General features: G+C 68.5%; 16 protein-coding genes. 8 read left to right on the plus strand and 8 right to left on the minus strand.

The features are described 5' to 3' along the window. Positions 1-34: 34 nt before the first annotated feature. The 3 genes from GQR91_RS05785 (at position 35) to GQR91_RS05795 (ending at position 4,102) form a co-directional block, all read left to right on the plus strand. The gene (locus GQR91_RS05785) at positions 35-2,875 is read left to right on the plus strand and encodes a M16 family metallopeptidase (protein WP_149682712.1); all 2,841 of its coding nucleotides are present in this window, start codon (positions 35-37) and stop codon (positions 2,873-2,875) included. Positions 2,876-2,888: 13 nt separating this feature from the next. Beyond that, on the plus strand, positions 2,889-3,188 hold the full coding sequence (locus GQR91_RS05790) for a hypothetical protein (protein ID WP_149682713.1): 300 nt from the start codon (positions 2,889-2,891) through the stop codon (positions 3,186-3,188). A 113-nt stretch (positions 3,189-3,301) separates the two neighbouring features. Further along, positions 3,302-4,102, plus strand: coding sequence for an energy transducer TonB (locus GQR91_RS05795; protein ID WP_149682714.1), 801 nt, complete (start codon positions 3,302-3,304; stop codon positions 4,100-4,102). A gap of 161 nt (positions 4,103-4,263) precedes the next feature. Here the strand turns inward: GQR91_RS05795 and GQR91_RS05800 are convergent, their stop codons facing one another. From GQR91_RS05800 to GQR91_RS05820, 5 genes are all read right to left on the minus strand, one after another. After that, entirely contained in the window at positions 4,264-5,331 is a 1,068-nt protein-coding gene (locus GQR91_RS05800; RefSeq protein ID WP_149682715.1) for a 5-(carboxyamino)imidazole ribonucleotide synthase, read from the minus strand. Next, the gene (gene purE / locus GQR91_RS05805; protein ID WP_149682716.1) at positions 5,328-5,804 is read right to left on the minus strand and encodes a 5-(carboxyamino)imidazole ribonucleotide mutase; all 477 of its coding nucleotides are present in this window, start codon (positions 5,802-5,804) and stop codon (positions 5,328-5,330) included. The genes GQR91_RS05800 and purE overlap by 4 nt, the downstream gene beginning before the upstream one ends. Positions 5,805-5,996: 192 nt before the next feature. Further along, positions 5,997-6,683, minus strand: coding sequence for a 2,3-diphosphoglycerate-dependent phosphoglycerate mutase (gene gpmA / locus GQR91_RS05810; RefSeq protein WP_149682717.1), 687 nt, complete (start codon positions 6,681-6,683; stop codon positions 5,997-5,999). A 57-nt stretch (positions 6,684-6,740) separates the two neighbouring features. Next, entirely contained in the window at positions 6,741-7,850 is a 1,110-nt protein-coding gene (locus tag GQR91_RS05815) for a M14 family metallopeptidase (RefSeq protein WP_149682718.1), read from the minus strand. Beyond that, on the minus strand, positions 7,847-8,470 hold the full coding sequence (locus tag GQR91_RS05820; protein WP_149682719.1) for a DUF4136 domain-containing protein: 624 nt from the start codon (positions 8,468-8,470) through the stop codon (positions 7,847-7,849). Before GQR91_RS05820 ends, GQR91_RS05815 begins: the two co-directional genes overlap by 4 nt. A 145-nt stretch (positions 8,471-8,615) precedes the next feature. Between GQR91_RS05820 and ykgO the strand changes: the two genes are divergently transcribed. Together ykgO and GQR91_RS05830 are read left to right on the plus strand one after the other, a co-directional pair. Beyond that, positions 8,616-8,741 carry a type B 50S ribosomal protein L36 gene (ykgO, locus tag GQR91_RS05825; RefSeq protein ID WP_003046794.1) on the plus strand — a complete coding sequence of 42 codons (126 nt, stop codon included), beginning with the start codon at positions 8,616-8,618 and terminating at the stop codon, positions 8,739-8,741. Between the two features lie 26 nt (positions 8,742-8,767). Next, a complete protein-coding gene (locus GQR91_RS05830; protein ID WP_149682720.1) occupies positions 8,768-9,397 on the plus strand; it encodes an HAD family hydrolase in 630 nt (209 codons plus the stop codon). A gap of 8 nt (positions 9,398-9,405) precedes the next feature. On the opposite strand, the gene GQR91_RS05835 is transcribed toward GQR91_RS05830, so the two are convergent. Next, complete coding sequence (locus tag GQR91_RS05835; RefSeq protein WP_149682721.1) at positions 9,406-9,996, minus strand: L,D-transpeptidase family protein; 591 nt, start codon at positions 9,994-9,996, stop codon at positions 9,406-9,408. Between the two features lie 198 nt (positions 9,997-10,194). Here GQR91_RS05835 and GQR91_RS05840 point away from each other — a divergent pair, with 198 nt between their 5' ends. Further along, positions 10,195-10,902, plus strand: coding sequence for a murein L,D-transpeptidase catalytic domain family protein (locus tag GQR91_RS05840; RefSeq protein ID WP_235904069.1), 708 nt, complete (start codon positions 10,195-10,197; stop codon positions 10,900-10,902). Here the strand turns inward: GQR91_RS05840 and GQR91_RS05845 are convergent. Continuing rightward, complete coding sequence (locus tag GQR91_RS05845; RefSeq protein ID WP_149682722.1) at positions 10,848-11,960, minus strand: glycosyltransferase family 2 protein; 1,113 nt, start codon at positions 11,958-11,960, stop codon at positions 10,848-10,850. The genes GQR91_RS05840 and GQR91_RS05845 overlap by 55 nt on opposite strands. After that, complete coding sequence (locus GQR91_RS05850; RefSeq protein ID WP_149682723.1) at positions 11,957-14,431, minus strand: aminotransferase class I/II-fold pyridoxal phosphate-dependent enzyme; 2,475 nt, start codon at positions 14,429-14,431, stop codon at positions 11,957-11,959. The genes GQR91_RS05845 and GQR91_RS05850 overlap by 4 nt, the downstream gene beginning before the upstream one ends. Positions 14,432-14,580: 149 nt before the next feature. Here GQR91_RS05850 and hisG point away from each other — a divergent pair, with 149 nt between their 5' ends. Next, on the plus strand, positions 14,581-15,240 hold the full coding sequence (gene hisG / locus GQR91_RS05855; protein ID WP_149682724.1) for an ATP phosphoribosyltransferase: 660 nt from the start codon (positions 14,581-14,583) through the stop codon (positions 15,238-15,240). Continuing rightward, the gene (hisD, locus tag GQR91_RS05860; RefSeq protein ID WP_162844020.1) at positions 15,240-16,532 is read left to right on the plus strand and encodes a histidinol dehydrogenase; all 1,293 of its coding nucleotides are present in this window, start codon (positions 15,240-15,242) and stop codon (positions 16,530-16,532) included. The genes hisG and hisD overlap by 1 nt, the downstream gene beginning before the upstream one ends. Positions 16,533-16,600 lie beyond the last annotated feature (68 nt).

Here is a 16,600-nt window from a genome sequence, read left to right on the forward strand (position 1 = left end):
ATAGTCTCACAGGACACCAGATCGGGGGAAGTTCATGCACGTCAAGGTTCTTGCGCTTAGCGGCGCCGCTCTCATCGCCCTTGGCGCGCCTCTTGCCGCACAGACGGCAAAGCCGGTCCCTGCCGCCACGCTCGTCAACCAGGTCAATATTCCTTATCAGCAATTCACGCTGCCTAACGGGTTGCGCGTGATCGTTCACACCGATCGCAAGGCCCCGATCGTCGCGGTCAGCGTCTGGTACGATGTCGGCGCCAAGCATGAGCCCAAAGGATCGACGGGCTTTGCGCATCTGTTCGAGCATCTGATGTTCAACGGCAGCGAGAACGCACCGGGCGACTTCTTCGAACCGTTGAAGCAGGTGGGAGCCACCGACTTCAACGGTACGACCAATCTGGATCGCACCAATTATTTCGAAACGGTGCCGACGGCCGGGCTGGAGCGCGCGCTGTTCCTGGAATCGGACCGCATGGGCTATCTTCTAGGCGCGATCACGCAAGCCAAGCTCGACGAACAGCGCGGCGTCGTCCAGAACGAGAAGCGGCAGGGTGATAACCAGCCTTACGGCCTGACGCGTTACAAGGTGACGGAAGGGCTGTTCCCCGCCGACCACCCCTATGGCCATGACACGATCGGATCGATGGCCGATCTGGACGCCGCCAGCCTGGACACGGTGAAGAACTGGTTCCGGAACCACTATGGCCCCAACAACGCCGTGCTGGTGCTTGCCGGTGATATCGATGTTGCCACGGCCAAGCCGCTGGTGGAGAAGTATTTCGGTGCGATCAAGGCGGGGCCGGAAACGGTGACCCGGCCTGCGCCTGTGCCGACGCTGCCCGCTCCCAAGGCGGAGACGATCAAGGACCGCGTCGCTGCTGTGATGGTCAGCCGGTATTGGGCAATTCCCGGTGGTGACCATCCGGATGCCGCCGCACTGGACGTTGCAGGCGCAGTGCTTGGTGGACTGGCGTCGAGCCGGCTCGACAATGCGCTGGTCAAGAAGGAGAAGCTGGCGGTCAACGTCTCCGCTTATGCCAGCACCGGCGCGCAGGTCGGAACTTTCGGCATCCGCGCCATCGTGCGACCGGGGGTGGACCCTGCACTGGTCGGCCGGCGGATCGATGCAATTCTCGCCGATTTCCTGAAGAACGGACCGACGGCCGACGAGGTGAACCGCGTCGTGACGACGCAGGCGGCAGCCACGATCCGTGGGCTGGAGTCGGTCGGCGGCTTCGGCGGCAAGGCCGTGGCGCTGGCGCAGGGTGCGTTGTTCTACGGCGATCCCGGCTTCTACAAAAAGGAACTGGCGGTGCTTGCCGCGCAGACGCCCGCCAGTGTGAAGGCCGCAGCCAACCGGTGGCTGACCCGGCCGGTCTATGCGTTGACGGTCGAGCAGGGTCCGCGCGGTGCATATGAGGAGGCCAAGGTGCCGCCGCGCGCCGATGTGGCCCCCGCGGCTGAAACGCCGGTTAAGGGTACGCGTGGTCCCATTCCGGCACTGGGCAAGGTCAAGGGGCTGAGCTTCCCTGCCGTTCAGCGCACGACGCTGAGGAACGGCATCGAACTGGTCTATGCGCAGCGCAGCGCCGTGCCGGTGACGCAGGTTGCCCTGTCGTTCGATGCGGGCACCGCCGCGGACGTCGCCGACAAGCTCGGCACGCAAGGGTTGACGCTGGCGATGCTGGACGAGGGCGCGGCGGGGCTCGACTCGATCCAGATCGCCGAGGCGAAGGAGCGGCTGGGTGCCTCGATCGGCAGCGGGAGCAGTGCCGATCGTACGACGATGAACCTGCAGGTGCCCAGCGCCAACCTGGCCCCCGCACTCGACCTGTTCGCCAAGATCGCGCGCGAGCCGACCTTCTCGGAAACCGAGCTGGCGCGCGTCAAGCAGCAGGCGCTGGCGGGAATCGCGCAGGAGTTGACCAATCCGAGCGGCCTGGTCGGTCGTGTGGTGCCACCGCTGGTCTATGGCCCGGCCTATCCTTATGCCAAGGCGCAGGGTGGTGGCGACCCGAAGGCGGTAGCGGCGTTGACGCGTGCCGATCTGCTGGCGTTCCAGCAGGCCTGGCTCCGCCCCGACAAGGCCAAGCTGTTCGTGGTCAGCGATCGTCCGCTGGCCGAGGTGAAGGCGGCGCTGGACACGGAATTCGGTGACTGGCGTGGCACCGGCCAGGCCGGCATCAAGGATTTCTCGGTCGGAATGTCCCCGGCACAGCCCAAGATCCTCTTGGTCGATCGCCCCGACAGTCCGCAATCGATGATCGTCGGTGCGATCCCCACCGGCCTGAAGGGGACCGAAGACCTGTTGCCGGTCAACACGGCGAACGACGCACTGGGCGGCGGCTTCCTGAGCCGGATCAACATGGATCTGCGGGAAACCAGGCACTGGTCCTATGGCGCGCGGGGCGGCTTCCAGACCGCGGCAGAGGCCGCGCCTTATCTTATCAGTGCGCCGGTGCAGGCGGACAAGACGGGGCCGGCGCTGGCGTCGGCGCGCGAGGACGTGGTGGCGTTCCTCGGGAAGGAGCCAATGACGCAGGAGGAGTTCGACCGCGCAATCAATGGCGGAATCAATTCCTTGCCGGGCGATTACGAAACGTCCGATGCGGTGCTGGGCGCGATGCAGTATAACGACCTGTTGAAGCGGCCGGACGATTACCAGACGACGCTGGCGGCGCGGTATCGTGGCATGACGCGTGACCAGTTGAACGGCGCGATCCGGTCCGCGCTGGACCCCAAGCGCACGATCTGGGTTGTGGTGGGAGACGCAAAGCAGGTCCGTCCGCAGCTTGACGGGCTTGGCCTTGCGGTCGAGACCGTGTCTGCCGCATCGGTGGCAGGCGCGGCCGCCGCGGCACCCGCCGCTGCGGCCAAGTAAGGAGAGTATGCATATGGCCGAGATCGACGGCACCTGGGATTGCACCGTCAAATCCCCGCTGGGCGACCAGAACATGACGATGACCGTGCAGACCGACGGCGGCAGCTTCACGGGCACCAGCAGCGGCGCGATGGGCAGCGCCGATGTGCAGGGTGAGGTGAACGGCAACACGATCACGTGGAAGATGTCGATCACCGTGCCCATGCCGATGACGCTGGATTGCGAGGCAACGGCCGATGGCGACACGCTGACCGGATCGGTGGGCGCAGGCGCCTTTGGCAGCTTCCCGCTATCGGGTACGCGTCAGGCCTGAGGCCGGACGGTACCGGCGCGCTATAAGGGCGGTCCGCGGCAACGCTGCGGGCCGCCTTTTCGGTTGACGCGAAGGACCCGCTGCGCCGATCCTGCCGGCGGGGAGACGGCGTCATGGGGGCGTATCGAGCAAGAGGGTACAGGCGGCGCCCGGTCGCCCTGATCGGCACGGTGATGGTCCATGCGGCGCTGCTGCTGCTGATGCTATGGCCCCATCCACCGCGGCCTCGACCTGCCAGCGGATCCAGTCTGGCGGTGTTCGACACGCCCCTGCCACCGCCCCCGCCCGAGACCATCCCACCGCCGCCACCCAGGATCGATCCGGCGGCCGATGCCGGCGGCGCACCGCGACCCGTGCCCCTGCCAAAGGCTCGCACCGCCGCGCCGCCGCCGCCGCGCGCGCCAGAGGCCCCTGTGCTGCCCACCGCACTGACGCCCGCCGCCCCGATCTTCGCCGATCTGCCGGTATCGACAGGGGACCGCGCATCGGCGGGCGTGGCGGGCCCGGCTGCGAGCGGGTTGGGGCTTGGGGGGAGCGGAGCGGGAGATGGGAGCGCGCATGGGTCGGGATCGGGATCGGGGCCGGGTGCGGCGATGCAGCGCGCCGGGTGGATCGTCATGCCGACACGGCGGCAGATGGAGCCCTATTGGCCGCGCCGGGCGATAAGGGAGCGGCTGAGCGGGCGCGTCGTGCTGGCGTGCATCGTGCCGCGGCCCGGCCCGCCCCGGCGCTGTGTGGTGGCAGAGGAGCATCCGCAGGGGGTCGGCTTCGGCAAGGCCGCGCTGGCGATGATACACCTGTTTCGGCTGAAGCCGGTCATGCGCGGGAACACCGTGGTCGATGTGCCGCTGACCATCCCGGTGGTCTTCGAACTACCCGCCTTTCGCGGGCTGCCGCGCGACCCGGCGGGGTGACAGCCGGATCAGGAAGACATCATCCTGATCCGTTCGGGTCGAGACAGTGCCGCGCGGGCATGACGTGTCTCTCGATACGCGGCGTTGCCGCTGCTGGGCGACTATTCGAGACGAACGGGGGCAATCCGGTGTCATCTCACTGGAGCGGTTGGAAAGCCGCTTCAGCGCAGGATGCGGGTGACATGTCCCATCTTGCGACCGGGGCGGGCGGTGCCCTTGCCGTAGAGATGAAGATGGGCGCCGGGCTGGGTCAATGCGTCGTCCCAGGCGTCGTCGCCGATCAGGTTGGTCATCGTCACGCCGCTGCCGGTGAGGGCGGTGTCGCCGAGCGGCAGGCCACAGATGGCGCGGATGTGGTTTTCGAACTGGGAGATCTGTGCCCCCTCGATCGTCCAATGGCCGGAATTGTGGACGCGGGGCGCCATTTCGTTGAAGACGGGCCCGTTCTCGGTCGCGAAGAACTCGCAGGCGAGGACGCCGACATAGTCGAGCTCGGCGGCGATGCGACAGGCAAGCGCGGTCGCCTCCTCGGCCTGGGCGAGAATCGCGGGCGGGGCGGGCAGCGTGGAGGTGCGCAGGATCGCGTCCAAATGGACATTGTGCGGCGGATCGTAGCGCACCGTCGCGCCGTCATGGCCGCGCGCGATCAGGATCGAGAATTCATGGCTGAAGGTAACGAAGCCTTCGAGCACGGCAGGGCCGCCGATCGCCTCCCACACCGCATCCGCATCGTCCGCAGAGCGGATCACCGCCTGCCCCTTGCCGTCATAGCCGAAGCGCGTGGTTTTCAGGATGGCCGGGGTGCCGATCCGGTCGAGCGCGACGGACAGGTCCTCGCGACTGTCGACCTGCGCCCAGGGGGCGGGGCGGCCGCCGATGCCGTCGACGAACCGCTTTTCCGCGATCCGGTCCTGCGCGACGCGCAGGGCGCGCGGATGGGGATGGACGGGCACGCGATCGGCCAGCCATTCGACGGGGGCGACGTCGATATTCTCGAATTCGTAGGTCACCACGTCGCATGCGGCGGCGAAGTCGGCGAGAACGATGCGGTTGTGGTAATCGGCGCGGGTGAGGCTGGACGCGGTCTGCGCCGCGACGCTTTCGCGGTCGGGGGCCAGGATATGGGTGCGGTAGCCGAGCTGTGCCGCCGCGACGGCGAGCATGCGGCCGAGCTGACCGCCGCCGAGGATGCCGATCGTGCTGCCGGGGGGGAGGGCGCCGCCGGTCATTGCGGGTCGGTTGTGACGCTGTCGGTCTGGCGGGCGCGCCAGTCCTGGAGGCGGGCCGACAGGCGGTCGTCGGACAGGGCGAGGATGGAGGCGGCGAGCAGGCCGGCGTTGATCGCCCCCGCCTTGCCGATCGCCAGCGTGCCGACCGGAATGCCGCCGGGCATCTGCACGATGGAGAGCAGGCTATCCATGCCCTTCAGCGCCTTGGATTCGACCGGCACGCCCAGCACGGGCAGATGCGTCATCGACGCGGCCATGCCGGGCAGATGCGCCGCGCCGCCGGCGCCGGCGATGATGACCCGCAGGCCGCGATCGGCGGCGCCGGTGGCATAATCATAGAGGCGCTGGGGGGTGCGATGCGCGGACACCACCCTGGTTTCATGCGCGATGCCGAGCGCGTCGAGCGTTTCGCTCGCGTGGCGCATCGTCTCCCAATCGGAGGTGGAGCCCATGATGATGCCGACCAGCGCCATGTTCGTCTGCCTGTTCCGTTCAACTGCCGGTGTCGCGAAGCGGGGTGACTAGCGGGATGGGGGAAAGGGGGCAAGACAGGTGCGTGTCAGGTGAATTCGCAGACATCTTGTATTGCCTGGCGGCCCCTCACCCTCCCATCGCTTCGCGACGGGCCTCTCTCCCCGGAGGGGAGAGGGTTCCAGGGCGACGTATCAGCGCTCGGACAGATAATAGCGTTCGCGCGGGGTCAGGTCGTCGGCCAGTTCGTAGACGATTGGCTGGCCGGTGGGGATTTCCAGGCCGGTGATCTCGTCGTCCGGGATATTCGACAGGTGCTTGACCAGCGCGCGCAGCGAATTGCCGTGCGCCGAGATGAGGACGCGGTTGCCTTCCTTCAGCGCGGGCGCGATGCGGCCGTTCCAATAGGGAAGCACGCGGTCGATCGTGTCCTTCAGGCTTTCCGCGACGGGAATGTCGATATCGGCGTAGCGGCGGTCGTTGGTCATGTCGAACTCACCGCCGGGTTCCGAGGCGGGGGGCGGCACGTCGAAGCTGCGGCGCCAGATCTTCACCTGCTCCTCGCCATGCTTGGCGGCGGTCTCCGCCTTGTCTAGCCCGGTCAGGCCGCCATAGTGACGCTCGTTCAGGCGCCAATGCTTCTCGGTGGGCAGCCACAGGCGACCCATCGTCTCCAGCGCAAGGTTGAGCGTCTTGATCGCGCGGGTCTGGAGGCTGGTGAAGGTCAGGTCGAAATCCAGGCCCTTGTCCGCCATCAGCGCACCGGCGGCACGCGCCTCCGCTGCGCCCTGCGCGGTGACGTCCACGTCCCACCAGCCGGTGAAGCGGTTTTCCAAATTCCAGGCGGACTGGCCGTGGCGGATCAGGACAAGCGTGGGCATGGGTGTTTTCCCTTTTTAACCAGGTGTTCGGTGGCCACGGCGGGCCGGGCGGCCGGATCAGATCTCGTCGATCATCCCGGCCAGCGTTTCCAGGCAGGCGACGCCAAGTTTGGCGGAGCGTGCGCCGGACCAGCCATGGCGTGCGTCCGGATTAGGATCGTGATCCTTGAACGGCATTTCCAGCGTGACCGACACCGCGCCGAACCGCTCGGCCAACTGGTTGGTCGACATCGACAGGTTGGCGTTGCCGGCGGCCGCCTTCTCATAGCCGAGTTCGGTCTGGAAATCGGGCGTGTGGGCGGCCAGGCGGCGGCCGAATTCGTAGAATTTGGCGCCCTGCGCCTCGGTCCAGCTCGGAATGCCCTCGAACCCTGCGATGAAGTTCGCGGGGATCGCCTCGTCGCCGTGCACGTCGATCGCGAAGTCGACGCCGGTTTCGTCCATCCGGTTGCGCACGCACAGCACTTCCGGGCTGCGATCGGGCGTGGGGGCGTGCCATTCGCGGTTGAGGTTCACGCCCGCCGCATTGGTGCGCAGATGGCCGCGGCGAGTGCCGTCGGGGTTCATGTTGGGGACGACATGGACGGTCGCCTTGGCGAGCAGCGCGTCGGCCGCCGAACTGGTCAGCCAGTCGAGTGCACCGTCCATCCACCATTCGGCCATCGATTCGCCGGGATGCTGACGGGCATAAAGCCAGACCTGCCTGGCACCGGTGCCGATGCGGAAATAATCGATCGCCTGCCCATCAAGCGATTGGCCGAGTTCGAGATGGGTGACGCCGGGCCGCGCCGCGATGCGCGCGACGAGCGCATCGTGCATGTCGGTGGTATAGGGTTCGAAATAGGCGAACCAGGCCAGTTCGCTGTCACCGGTCCACTGCCATTCCAGCACGCCATCGCCGTAGCGGGTCGGCGTCATCCACCAGTCGCGGCGATCGGTGCTGGCGCGCACCGCATAGCCGGGCCAGCCGAACGGATAGGCCGAGCCGCCCGCATTGGTGATGCGAAAGGTCAGCGTCCGTCCGCGCGCTCCGGCGACGCGAAAGAAGAACCATTGATAAAAGTCCGACTGGCGATCCTGTACGATCTCCAGATCGACCGTGTCGCCCTCGATCCCGGTGACGCGGATGTTGCCGCTGTCGAAACCGGCGTTGATGGTGATGCTCATTTCACCTCGATAGTGCGACCGGACTCGCCGGGGAACCCCGTGAACAGCGCGCCGGCCAGCTTTGCGGCCTGGCTGGAGGCGGTGGCGTCGGCCGCGCGTGCGTCGGCATAGGTGCGCGAGCTGCCCTCCCACACGGGGGACTGGTCGGCCCGGCGTTTGATGGTGACGGTGAGTTCGGTGGTGACGATGTCGCGTCCGCGGGAAGAGCCGAGCGGGAAGCTGAGGCCCCCGCCGAGGCCAACACCGCCACCGCCGCGTCCGCCGGAGAAGCCGCCGCCGCCAAGGCCGATGGAGACGGGGGACTGGCGCGGCGGGCCGACATGGTTGGCGCGGGTGAAGGCGACGGTGGCGATGAACTGCGGCTGCGCGCCGGGGGCGGGGGTGGCATAGCCGCTGCGCAGCAATTCGGTTTCGACCGCGGCGGCGTAGGTCTTGAATTCGATGGAGGCGGGGCCGGTGGGCGAAAGCGGTTCGACCGCAACGGTGCCGCGCGGGATCGGCTCGCCAAGATGGTAGCGGATCACCTCGGCGGGCGCGGAGCGGCCGGTGGTGGTGCAGGCGGCCAGGCCGGACAGAGCGAGGCCGGACAGGGCGGTGAGGAGGAGCGGGCGTGCGATCATGGAAGCACCTTGCGCAAGACGTTACGGATAGGCAACGCCCGAGATATGCGGAGAGGTCCGTCGCCAACCTTGACTTGCAGGCGGCGGACCACTAGGCGGCGGCACTTTCCAGACACTCATTCATTCGAAAAGAAGCGAATCGATCATGAAGATCCGCAATTCCCTGAAGTCGCTCAAGGATCGTCACCGGGACAACCGCGTGATCCGTCGTCGCGGCCGCACCTACGTCATCAACAAGACCAACCGTCGCTTCAAGGCGCGCCAGGGCTGATTCGGGCCGGCTGGACGGGTTGGTCCGTGCAGTCCGCTGAACAGCCGACCGCCGTCATCTTCGACGTCGGTCGCGTCCTGTACGACTGGGACCCACGGTTCCTGTATCGGCGCCTGATCGAGGACGATCGGGCGCTCGATGCGTTTCTGGCCGATGTGCTGACGCATGACTGGCATTTCCAGCATGACGCCGGCCGCGACTTCGCCGATACATCGGCGGAGCTGATCGCGCGTTTCCCGCAGCATCGCGAACTGATCGGCCATTGGGGTCCACGCTTCCTGGACAGCATCGGCGATCCGATGCCGGGCATGCACGCACTGGTCGAGGAACTCGACGCCCGCGGCGTGCCCCTGTTCGCGATCACCAATTTCAGCCACGAATTCTGGCCGCCGTTCCGTGCGCGCGAGGCGGCGATGTTCGACCGGTTCCGCGACGTGGTGGTATCGGGCGACGAGAAGCTGGTGAAGCCGGACCCCGCGATCTACCGCCTCGCGCTCGACCGGTTCGGGCTGCGGCCAGGCGAGGCGGTGTTCATCGACGACAATGCCGCCAACATCGAAGCGGCCGCCGCGATGGGGATCGTCGCGCTGCACTTCACCGATGTGGGCACGCTGCGCCCGCAACTGGCCGCGCTGGGATTGCCGGTCGCGGCCTGACGCCCGCGTTACTGCGCGTCGATCATCGCCAGCTGCTCCTGATTGGCGCGCGCGGCGTCCGCCTCGACCAGCAACGAGGCGTCGAGCGGCTCGCCAGCCACGACCTGATCGGTGACCACGACGGTGGAGCCGACCTGCGTCACCGCAAACAGCTTCTTGGCGAAGCCGGCGGGCAGGCGGATGCAGCCATGCGAATCGGGAAAGCCCGGATTGCGACCGGCATGCAGCGCCACGCCGTCCCAGGTCAGCCGCTGCATGAACGGCATCGGCGCGTCGTTATACAGGTTGGAGCGGTGCACCTCGCGCTTTTGCAGGATGGGGAACACGCCGACCGGCGTATCCTTGCCATCCTTGCCCGAAGAAATCGTCGCGGCGGCGACCATCATCGATCCGCGGTAGACATAGGCGCGCTGCTCTGGCAGGGATACCACCACAGTGACCGCCTCGGGCGTGCCCGGGTCGTTCCAGACATATTTGTTGGGCGCCAATCCCGCCGCCGCTTGTGTGATGGCAATGGTAGCGTCCTCGGAAGCGTGCGCCGGGGATACGGCGGCGAGCGCGGCGGCACACGCCAGCGCTGCGACAGCGAGTCGGTTCATGTCCCTCATCCTTGGCAAGTTCTGAACGTCTTAACGCGCGTAAACGAAAAACGTGCCAGAGCGGTTCAACGGCAAGGCGTGTGCGAAGCGCGGCGGATTGCCGGAACAGACGGCAAAAATGGCGGAAAAGCGGGCGAAAATTAACCGTCTTTCCTGTAAATAGGCCTCAGCGGGTTTGATCCACGGGGCTAAAAGACATTGACGTACGATCATGACGACGCGGCGCATGGACGCCGTGCCATCCTGAAGAACGGCCTGGTTCTGGCCGGGGCGCTGGCGATCCCCAGCGCGGTTTCCGCCACGCAGCGCCTGACCGCGCGCGACCTGAAGCCGGTGAAGCAGCCGCCGGTGCCGGCGGCACGCGTACCTGCGCAGGCGGTGGCGACCAGCCCGCGCGTCGTGCGGCCGGACCTGTTCCGGCGGGCGATGGCGGCGATGCAGCAGCATGGCAGCCGCATCACGCATCGCGACCGGATCGCGGTGGTCGATTTCGCCGCATCCTCGTCGCAGCCGCGGTTCCACTTCATCGATCTGGTCAGCGGCCAGTCCAGCTCGCTGCTGGTCGCGCATGGCAGCGGCTCCGATCCGGCGCATACCGGCTATCTTCAGCGCTTCTCCAACGCGTTCGGATCGAATGCGTCGTCGGAAGGCGCCTTCCTGACCGACAGCTATTATACCGGCAAGCATGGCCGTTCGCAGCGGCTGGTGGGCATGGACCCGACCAACAACAATGCGATGGGCCGTGCGATCGTGGTGCATTCGGCGTGGTACGCCAACAAGGACGTGCTGAAGGGCCGCGGCGTGCTGGGACGCAGCCAGGGCTGCTTCGCGGTCGGCGAGCGCGACCTGGATCAGGTCTTCGCCCGACTGGGGCCGGGCCGGATGATCTTCGCCGCCAAGGCCTGAGCGAGCGTGCGGCGGCGGGCGGCGGTGCGCCGCGCGCCGCCAATCATCCCAGACCATAACAGCGCCTCCGGCCCGGCATAGCCCAGGCCCAGATGCGCCGGACGCGTGGCGACCAGATCGGCCAGCGTCAGCGATCCCGAGCGCAGGCCGGCGCGTCCCACCTGCGCCCAGCGGCGCGCGGTTTCCCATTTGATCAGGCGCCAGTCCGCAGGTGTCGGCGCATGTTCGGCGCGGTGCGCGGCGAGCAGCCGGGTCAGCGTATCGCCGACCGCGGCAAGGTCGGCCCGGCCCGCGGGCGGCTGACCAGCGACGAGATGGCGCACGATCAGCGCTGCGCGCGCGGGCGCCTCGTCCTCGAACACGGCGGCATAGGCGTCGGCCAGTACGCGCGTCGCGCTTGCCTCCATCGTCGCGGTATAACGCTGCGAGGCGCCACCGGCATGCTGGCGATAGAGGAGCAGCGGCGTGTCGAGCCGGGCGATGCGGCCATGTGGGCGGATGCGGTGATACAGGTCGAAATCCTCGGCATAGAGGATATCGGGGCGGGTGAAGGGGTCGAGCGCACGGGCGGCGGTGGTGCGGACCATCACCGACGACCAGGCGAGCGGGTTGCCGATACGCACCAGCCAGTCGAGCAGCGCGGGCGAGGTGTGCGCGCTGTATCCGGATGGACGGATGCTGCGCCCGCGCAGGAATTCGACATTGGTGCCGAGCAGCGCGACATCGGGGTGCGCGTCGAGATAGGCGACCTGCCGCGCGAAGCGATCCGGGCGGCACAGATCGTCCTGGTCGAGCGCGGCGAGGTAGCGCCCGCGCGCCTCCGCCACCGCGCGGTTGCGGGCGCGCACCGGGCCGCCATTGGCGTCCAGCGCGATCAGGCGGACGCGCGCATCCGGCCAGGACGCGATGAGATCGCGGGTATCGTCGGTCGAGCAATCGTCGACGACCAGCACCTCGAAATCGGGAAAGGTCTGTGCAGCGAGGCTTTGTAGCGTTTCGGGGAGCCAGGCAGCGCCGTTATAGGCCGCCATGATGACGCTGACGGTGGGCGCGGTCATGCGACCGCGCGCGCCGCGCCGCGGCCGAGCACCTGATCGACGATCATCAGCCCGACATCATTCTGCCACAGCCAGAGGCCGTTGGCCTGGCCGACGAAGCTGGGTTCACCGCCGAGCCGGCCCCAGGGCACGAAGCCGGCGGCGAGGCCAATGCCGTACAGATTCGGGATGGGATGGCCATCGGCATCGCAGACGCGGCAATGGCGATCGACCATCGCGCCGCCCTGATCGGCGGCAAGCGGCAGGCGGGCGCCCGTGTCATCCTCCACCGTGAGGGCGTGCGGGCGATAGCCGAGCGCGGCGACGACGAGATCGGCCTCGCGGATGATGCGGCGGGCCGCCTCGTCGGTATCCCCGGCGATGCGGTGGCTGGCGACGCGGGGATCGGCGACGCGGCCGTCGACGCCGAGCAGGCGCAGGACCAGCTCGCGTGCCTCCAGCCGGAAACCGGCAAGGCGATAGACGAAGCCGGATACGGGACAGATGTCGTCGGGGCCGAAATCGGTGAAACCTTCCGCCTGCGCCGCCTCCACCGAGGGATAGAAGGGCCGCAAGGGGCGGCGATGAAGCAGGGTGAGCGCGCCAGCGCCCAGCGGTATGCGCCCCTTGAGCAGCAGGGCGACGCTGGTCAGCGCACTGGTCGAGCCGCCGACGACCGCGATGCGCGGCGCGCGGATCGCGGCCAGCCGGTCGGTGACCGCCTCCAGCCCGCCGATCGTCAGCAGCTCGTCCGAACGGACCAGGCGGTCGCCCGCAAGATCACCCAGCGGTTCGCCGGCGACGATGCGGGCGGCGACCGATGGCGGCTGATGCCCCCCCGTCGCGATCACCACCGCGCGCGCGGTTCGCAGCGTCTCCTGCCCATCCGACAGGCGGCGCAGGCGGACGCTCCACAGGCCGTCGGTGCGCCTGCGGGCGGCGACGGCCTCGTGCCCGGTCAGTACGGTGCCGCCACCGTCGCGCACGATGCCGGCCAGCCGCGTACCGGTTTCGCGAAGCAGCGGGCCGGCTTCGGCGAGGGGGACGCCGAGCGCGTCGCGATAGGCATCGACGGTGCGGCCGACCGGGTGATCGGCGAGCGCGGCGATTTCGGCGTAGGGATTGTCGCGCACCGCGGTGAGAAAGGTCTGCGCGGTGGAATCGGAGGTGATCGCATAGCCGCCCAGGCGACCGCCGCCGACATGGTCGTCGCGCTCCACCAAAATCATGTCGCGGGCGAGCGTGCCGAGCAGCCCATGCTTGCTGGCGGCGGTGAGGATCGCGGTGCCCGCCGGGCCACCGCCGACGATGACCAGCGAGGCAATCGGCGCTTCGGGTGCCGCCGCGACGCGCGGCGTGATGCGCGAACAGGCGCGCGCGACGGCATCGACCACGCGGCCGACGTCATCCGCCGCCATCGCATCGGTAATCGGCAGCGACAGCATGCGGCCGGCAACATCGTCCGCCACCGGTGTCGGCTCGATCACGCAATGGTCGCGGAACCAGGGTTGCTGGCCGAGATGGGGGGAGAAATACTGGCCGCAGCCGATCCCGTCGGCCTCGATCGCCGCGGCAATGGCGGGGCGGTGCGCGGCAAGCGGGCGGGGCAGCAGCAACGGCATGAACTGCGTGGCGCGGCGCGTGCCTGATGCACGCTGCAGGGTCAGCGCATCGCCGACCGCGGTGCGATAGGTCGCCTCCAGCATGGCGCGGTGATCGGTCACGGCGTCAATCTCGGCCAGCTTGGCGCGGGCCATGATCGCCAGGATCTCGGGCAGCTTGGCGTTCAGGCCGGGCATCGTCGCGCTGCGCGGGGCGCCGAACCCGAAATTGGTCATGATGCGCAGCCGGTCGATCAGGGCGGTATCCGCGCTGTGGATCAGGCCGCCCTCCGCCACGGCAAAGGTCTTGGTGGCGTGCATCGAGTGGACGACGGCGAAGCGGGCATCGGCGCCGAAGGCGCGGCCCGCGGCATCGCGCGTGCCGAGCGAGGCGGCGGCGTCGATCACCACACCCACCCCGTGGCGCTGCGCCAGCCAGGCATAGCGATCGAGATCGATGGCGTTGCCAAAGGTCGCATAGGGCACGATCACGCCGATGCGCGCACCATGCTGCGCCAGCAGCCGTTCCTCCGCCGCGGGGCTGAGGCCCCAGTCGTCGGGATCGATGTCGCAGACGAGCGGCGTCAGCCCGGCCCACATCGCGGCATGCGCGGTGGCGGCAAAGGTCAGCGCGGGCATCAGGGCCAGCGTGCCGGGGGCGATGCGCGCCCCGGCTGCGTCGCGGATCGCGATCATCAGGCCTAGCGTCGCATTGGCGACCGCAAGGCAGGCGCCCCGGCCGTCGAACAGCTGCCCGGTCGCCTCCGCCTCAAAGGCGCGCACCTCCGGCCCGTTGTTGCTGAACACGCCCGATGCCTCGACACGGCGCAGCGCGTCCAGATGCTCGCTCAGCCGGGGCGGATTGGGGGCGATCAGGGGAAGGGGACTCATCAGCGCGGTACCGGTTGTTGCAACGGCGTTGACCTAGATCAGCCGATGCTAATGTTCGGTTACGTACGCGCGGTCCATGAGCGGTGGAGGCGGGATCGGTGCCAGCGCCGTTGCACGCGCGCCGGGCGGCCGGTAAGCGCGCGGGAACCATGTCCCAGCCGCTCATCATCGCCGTGCCCAAGGGGCGCATCCTGGCCGAAGCGCTGCCGCTGCTCGCCGCCGCGGGCATCCAGCCCGAAGCCGCCTTTTCGGATGAGAACAGCCGTGCGCTGCGCTTCGCCACCGACGATCCGGAAATCGAGCTGATCCGGGTGCGCGCGTTCGACGTGGCGACCTTTGTCGCGCATGGCGCTGCGCAACTGGGCATCGTCGGGTCCGACGTGCTGGCCGAGTTCGGTTATTCCGAGCTGTATGCGCCGGTCGACCTCGGCATCGGGCATTGCCGCATCTCGGTGGCGGAACCGGCCGACATGGCGGCAAGCGACGATCCGCGCGGGTGGAGCCATGTTCGCGTGGCGACGAAATATCCCCACATCACCAGTGCCTACTTCGCGAAGCGCGGGGTGCAGGCGGAGTGCGTGAAGTTGAACGGTGCGATGGAGCTGGCGCCAACGCTGGGGCTGGCGCCGCGGATCGTCGACCTGGTGTCGTCGGGGCGGACGCTGAGCGAGAACGGGCTGGTCGAGGTGGAGGTGATCGCGCATGTCACCTCGCGTCTGGTGGTCAACCGCGCGGCGATGAAGACGCGCGGGCGGGTGGTGCCGCTGGTCGAGGGGATCAGGCGCGCGGTGGCGGAGAGGGCGGCGTGATGCGGCTGGATGTGGGCGAGGCGGGGTTCGCGGCGCAGTTCGAGGCACTGGTCGATGCGCGGCGCGAGGCGGACGCCGATGTGGCGCGCGACGTGGCGACCATCCTGCGCGCGGTGCGCGACGAGGGCGAGGCGGCGGTGGCGGCGTTCACGCGCAAGCTGGACGGGCACGACCTGGCGGAAACCGGCTGGCGGATCGAGCCGGCGGATTGCCGCGCCGCCTATGAAGGGCTGGAGCCCGAGCTGCGCGCGGCGCTGGACCTGGCCGCCGCGCGCATCCGCACCTATCACGAAAAGCAGAAGCCCGAGGACAGCGAGTGGGTGGACGAGGCGGGCGTCCGGCTGGGCGCGCGCTGGCGGCCGGTGGACGCGGCGGGGCTGTACGTGCCCGGCGGGCGGGCGGCCTATCCGTCGTCGCTTCTGATGAACGCGATCCCCGCCAAGGTGGCCGGCGTCGGGCGTCTGGTGATGACGGTGCCGACGCCCGGGGGGCAGACCAACGCGCTGGTGCTGGCGGCGGCGCATCTGGCGGGCGTGGACGAGGTGTGGCGGATCGGCGGCGCGCAGGCGATCGGCGCACTGGCGTATGGCGCGGGGCGCATCGCGCGCGTCGATGTGGTGACGGGGCCGGGCAATGCCTGGGTCGCGGAGGCCAAGCGGCAGGTGTACGGCGTGGTCGGCATCGACATGGTCGCTGGGCCGAGCGAGATCGTGGTGGTGGCCGACGCGAAGAACGACCCCGAATGGATCGCGGCCGACCTGCTGAGCCAGGCCGAGCATGACACGGTGACGCAGTCGATCCTGTTCACCGACGATGCGGGCTTCGCCGACAAGGTGGCGGAGGCGGTGGACCGGCAGATCCCCGAACTGGCGACCGCCACCGTGGCGCGCGCGGCATGGGATGCCAACGGCGCGATCATCGTCGTGCCGACTCTGGACGAGGCGATGCCGCTGGTCGATCGGCTGGCGCCCGAGCATCTGCAGATCGCGACCGACGATCCGCAGGCGCTGTTCGACCGGGTGCGCCATGCCGGCAGCGTGTTCCTGGGCCGCTACACCCCCGAGGCGATCGGCGATTATGTCGCGGGGCCGAACCATGTGCTGCCGACCGGGCGGCGGGCCCGCTTCGCCAGCGGATTGTCGGTGCTGGATTTCATGAAGCGGACGAGCTTCCTGGGGCTGACCGAGGAATCGCTGAAGGTGCTGGGGCCCGCCACGGTCGCGCTGGCCGAGGCGGAAGGGCTACCCGCGCATGCGCGGTCGGTGGCGTTGCGCCTGCGACTGAACCGATAGGACAGAGTTTCTAGTCCGACAATTGACGGCACGATCTCCCCGCCTCTAGAGTGAAATCCTGAGGCGCA

Source organism: Sphingomonas carotinifaciens (assembly GCF_009789535.1).
Lineage (GTDB): Bacteria > Pseudomonadota > Alphaproteobacteria > Sphingomonadales > Sphingomonadaceae > Sphingomonas > Sphingomonas carotinifaciens.

Bases quoted from the DNA above. Each gene is read 5' to 3' on its own strand.
- GQR91_RS05785 (WP_149682712.1), top strand. From the start codon at position 35: ATGCACGTCAAGGTTCTTGCGCTTAGCGGCGCCGCTCTCATCGCCCTT.
- GQR91_RS05790 (WP_149682713.1), top strand. From the start codon at position 2,889: ATGGCCGAGATCGACGGCACCTGGGATTGCACCGTCAAATCCCCGCTG.
- GQR91_RS05795 (WP_149682714.1), top strand. From the start codon at position 3,302: ATGGGGGCGTATCGAGCAAGAGGGTACAGGCGGCGCCCGGTCGCCCTG.
- GQR91_RS05800 (WP_149682715.1), bottom strand. From the start codon at position 5,331: ATGACCGGCGGCGCCCTCCCCCCCGGCAGCACGATCGGCATCCTCGGC.
- purE (WP_149682716.1), bottom strand. From the start codon at position 5,804: ATGGCGCTGGTCGGCATCATCATGGGCTCCACCTCCGATTGGGAGACG.
- gpmA (WP_149682717.1), bottom strand. From the start codon at position 6,683: ATGCCCACGCTTGTCCTGATCCGCCACGGCCAGTCCGCCTGGAATTTG.
- GQR91_RS05815 (WP_149682718.1), bottom strand. From the start codon at position 7,850: ATGAGCATCACCATCAACGCCGGTTTCGACAGCGGCAACATCCGCGTC.
- GQR91_RS05820 (WP_149682719.1), bottom strand. From the start codon at position 8,470: ATGATCGCACGCCCGCTCCTCCTCACCGCCCTGTCCGGCCTCGCTCTG.
- ykgO (WP_003046794.1), top strand. From the start codon at position 8,616: ATGAAGATCCGCAATTCCCTGAAGTCGCTCAAGGATCGTCACCGGGAC.
- GQR91_RS05835 (WP_149682721.1), bottom strand. From the start codon at position 9,996: ATGAACCGACTCGCTGTCGCAGCGCTGGCGTGTGCCGCCGCGCTCGCC.
- GQR91_RS05845 (WP_149682722.1), bottom strand. From the start codon at position 11,960: ATGACCGCGCCCACCGTCAGCGTCATCATGGCGGCCTATAACGGCGCT.
- GQR91_RS05850 (WP_149682723.1), bottom strand. From the start codon at position 14,431: ATGAGTCCCCTTCCCCTGATCGCCCCCAATCCGCCCCGGCTGAGCGAG.
- hisG (WP_149682724.1), top strand. From the start codon at position 14,581: ATGTCCCAGCCGCTCATCATCGCCGTGCCCAAGGGGCGCATCCTGGCC.
- hisD (WP_162844020.1), top strand. From the start codon at position 15,240: ATGCGGCTGGATGTGGGCGAGGCGGGGTTCGCGGCGCAGTTCGAGGCA.